Source organism: Nocardia amamiensis, assembly GCF_015477605.1.
Classification (GTDB): Bacteria; Actinomycetota; Actinomycetes; order Mycobacteriales; family Mycobacteriaceae; genus Nocardia; species Nocardia amamiensis_A.
The window spans coordinates 1-3,188 of sequence record NZ_JADLQX010000113.1; the positions used below are offsets into that span (position 1 = coordinate 1).

General features: G+C 68.7%; 1 protein-coding gene. It reads left to right on the forward strand.

All coding sequences use genetic code 11. The features are described 5' to 3' along the window. Window positions 1–3,188, forward strand: a 3,188-nt coding sequence (locus tag IU459_RS36885) for a condensation domain-containing protein (RefSeq protein ID WP_440446559.1), incomplete at both ends; no start/stop codon positions are given.

Here is a 3,188-nt window from a genome sequence, read left to right on the forward strand (position 1 = left end):
TATGGTGCCGGCGGTTTTGGTGGTGGTGGATGGGTTGCCGTTGACGCCGGTGGGGAAGTTGGATCGTGCGGCGTTGCCGGTGCCGGAGTTCGCGGGTGGGGTGTATCGGGCGCCGTCGGGGCCGGTGGAGGTGGTGTTGGCGGGGGTGTTCGCGGAGGTGTTGGGGGTGGAGTCGGTGGGGGTGGATGATTCGTTCTTCGCGTTGGGTGGGGACAGCATCATGTCGATTCAGTTGGTGGCGCGGGCGAAGGCGGCGGGGGTGGTGATCTCGCCGCGGGAGGTGTTCGAATACAAGACTGTTGCGGGGTTGGCGGAGGTGGCTGCCTCGGTCGGGGTGGGCGGGCCGGTGCTCGAGGAGCTTCCCGGTGGTGGGGTCGGGGAGGTTCCGGTGACCCCGATCGTGGCGTGGTTGCTCGAGCGGGTGGGCGGTTTCGAGCGGGTGTCGCAGTCGGTGTTGTTGACGTTGCCGGTGGGGATCGATCGGGACACGCTGGCCCGGACGGTGCAGGCGGTGTTGGACCGGCACGACATGCTCCGAGCCCGGTTGCGCCGCAGTACCGACTCGGGCTCTGTTTCCGGGTCCGGGTCCGGCTGTGTTTCCGGGTCCGGGGTGGGGTGGGTTTTGGAGGTGTTGCCGGTGGGGTCGGTTTCCGCGGAGTCGCTGTTGGTGCGGGTGCCGGTGGAGGAGGTGACCGGGGAGGGGTTCTCGGCGGTGGTGGCTGGTGCGTGGGAGGCGGCTGTGGGTCGGCTGGATCCGGTGTCGGGGGTGATGGTGCAGGGGGTGTGGTTCGATCCCGGCCCCACTACGGGGGGCCGGTTGTTGCTGGTGGCGCATCATGTGGTGATCGACGGGGTGTCGTGGCGGATTCTGGTGCCCGATCTGGCGGCGGCGTGGGCGCGGCTGGCGGCGGGCGCGGAAGCGGACCTGGCGCCGGTGGGAACGTCGATGCGGCGGTGGGCGCACGGGCTGGTTGCCGCTGCTCACTGCGAGGCCCGGGTCGGGGAACTCGACCTGTGGCGGGAGATGCTGACCGGGTCGGATCCGGTGTTGGGGTCGCGTCCGTTGGATCCGGCGGTGGATGTGGGGGCCACGGTGGACACGGTCAGCGTGGCGTTGCCGGCCGCGGTCACCGACACCGTGCTCACGACGTTGCCGGAGGTGTTTCACGGCGGGGTGAACGATGGTTTGCTGACCGCGCTGGCGGTGGCGTTGAGCAGCTGGCGGCGTGATCGGGGCATCGACACCGCGCAGGCCTTGATCGGGTTGGAGGGCCACGGCCGGGAGGAGCAGGTGGTGGCGGGGGCGGATCTGTCCCGGACGGTGGGCTGGTTCACCGCCATGTTCCCGGTGCGTCTGGATTTGGCCGGGGTGGACCTCGAGGAGGTCCTGGCCGGTGGGGCGGCGGCGGGGGCGGCGGTCAAGACCGTGAAGGAACAACTGCGCACGACCGCGGACCGCGGGATCGGGTACGGGTTGTTGCGGTATCTCAATGACGAGACCGGTGAGGTGCTGGCGTCGTTCCCGCAACCGCAGGTCGGGTTCAACTATCTGGGCCGGTTCACCACCACCGGTGTGCTCGAGGACGGTGTGGAGGTGGGGTGGGTTCCGGTCGAGGAGACCGGTGATCTGGGTGGTGGTGATCGGGACCTGCCGGTGGCCGCGGTGGTCGCCGTCGATGCCGCGGTGACCACCACCGCCGCCGGTTCGGTGTTGCGGGCGGTGTTCTCGTTCCCGACCGGGGTGCTCTCGGACGGCGAGGTGACCGATCTGGCGCGGCGGTGGCGGCAGGCGGTGACCGTGCTGGCCGAGTATGCGGGGCAGCCGGGTGCGGGCGGGTTCACCCCCTCGGATCTGGATCTGGTGCGCCCCGACCAGCACACGATCGAGGCGCTGGAACAGCGGTATCCGACACTCACGGATATCTGGCCGTTGGCGCCGCTGCAGGAGGGGCTGCTGTTTCATGCGTTGCTGGCCGACCACTCGGTGGACGCGTATCTGGTGCAGGTGGTGTTGGAGTTGCGCGGCGATGTGGATCTGGCACGGTTGCAGGCCGCGGCGCAGACACTGCTGGATCGGCACCCGAACCTGCGGGCCGCGTTCGTCTCCGATCCCGATGGGCGGTTCCTGCAGGTCGTCGCCGACGATGTCGAGGTGCCGGTGGGGGAGATCGACCTGACCGCAGTGGAGGAGAGCCTACGGGGGGCCGAACTCGACCGGATCCTGACCGCCGACCGGACCACCCGGTTCGACATGAACACCGCGCCGCTGCTGCGGTTGATGTTGATCACCCTCGCGCCCGGTGAATACCGGTTGGTGCTGACCAATCATCACATCCTGCTCGACGGTTGGTCGTTACCGTTGCTGCTGCGGGAACTGCTGACCCTCTACGTCACCGCAGGAGACGGGTCGGGATTGCCTCGGGTGCACCCCTACCGGGAATATCTGGCGTGGCTGGGCCGGCAGGATACGCAAACCTCACGCGCGGTATGGGCGCGGGCTCTGGCAGGGGCCGAGGAGCCGACCCTGCTTGCCCCCGCGCACCCGGGCCGGGAGCTGTCCACGATTCCCGACCAATACCAGCTGGACCTGACCGAGGAACAGACCCGGACACTGACCACCGTGGCCCGCGAGCAAGGGGTCACGCTCAACACCGTGATCCAGGTGGCGTGGGGCCTGGTACTGGCCACCATGACCGCCCGCGACGATGTGGTGTTCGGCGCCACCGTCGCGGGCCGGCCCGGGCAGATCCCGGGCATCGAGTCGATGATCGGATTGTTCATCAACACCGTGCCGGTCCGGGTGCGACTGGATCACCATGAATCCCTCGCCGAGTTGCTTACACGGGTCCAGACCGAGCAGGCCGGCCTGCTCGACTACCACCACCTCGGATTGACCGACATCCAGGCCGCAGCCGGAGCGGGCGCGGTTTTCGACACATTGACAGTGTTCGAGTCCTACCCGGTCGACCGCGCCGGACTCTCCGCCGACACCGACCTGGCCGGCATGCGGGTAGTCGGCGCCAGCGCCCACGACGCCACCCACTACCCGCTCACCCTGATCGCCTCCGCCGACACCCGGCTACACCTGACCATCAAATACCACCCCGACCTCTTCGACACCACCACCGCCACCACCCTCCTACACCGCACCACCCACACCCTCCACACCATCACCACCCACACCACAA